General features: G+C 52.7%; 1 protein-coding gene. It reads right to left on the reverse strand.

The genetic code is table 11. From position 1 onward, the window contains the following. Positions 1–277, reverse strand: a 277-nt coding sequence (locus tag ACTRC3_RS11685) for an AAA family ATPase (RefSeq protein ID WP_440323186.1), incomplete at both ends; no start/stop codon positions are given.

Raw genomic sequence — 277 nt, forward strand, 5'->3', positions numbered from 1 at the left:
GGCTTCAGAATGTTGGCTGCATCCATGGCACCTTCGCCACCGCCAGCACCTACCAGCGTGTGAATCTCATCGATGAAGAGGATAATCTGGCCGTTGGCGTTGGTTACCTCTTTGATGACGCTCTTCAGACGCTCCTCGAACTCACCCTTATATTTGGCACCGGCTACCAGCGCACCCATATCGAGAGAATAGAGTTGCTTGTTCTTCAGATTCTCCGGTACATCGCCACGTACGATACGCTCGGCAAGACCTTCTACGATGGCAGTCTTACCTGTAC

It is taken from the genome of Laedolimicola sp. (genome assembly GCF_051972735.1).
In the GTDB taxonomy this organism is placed as follows: domain Bacteria; phylum Bacillota; class Clostridia; order Lachnospirales; family Lachnospiraceae; genus Laedolimicola; species Laedolimicola intestinihominis.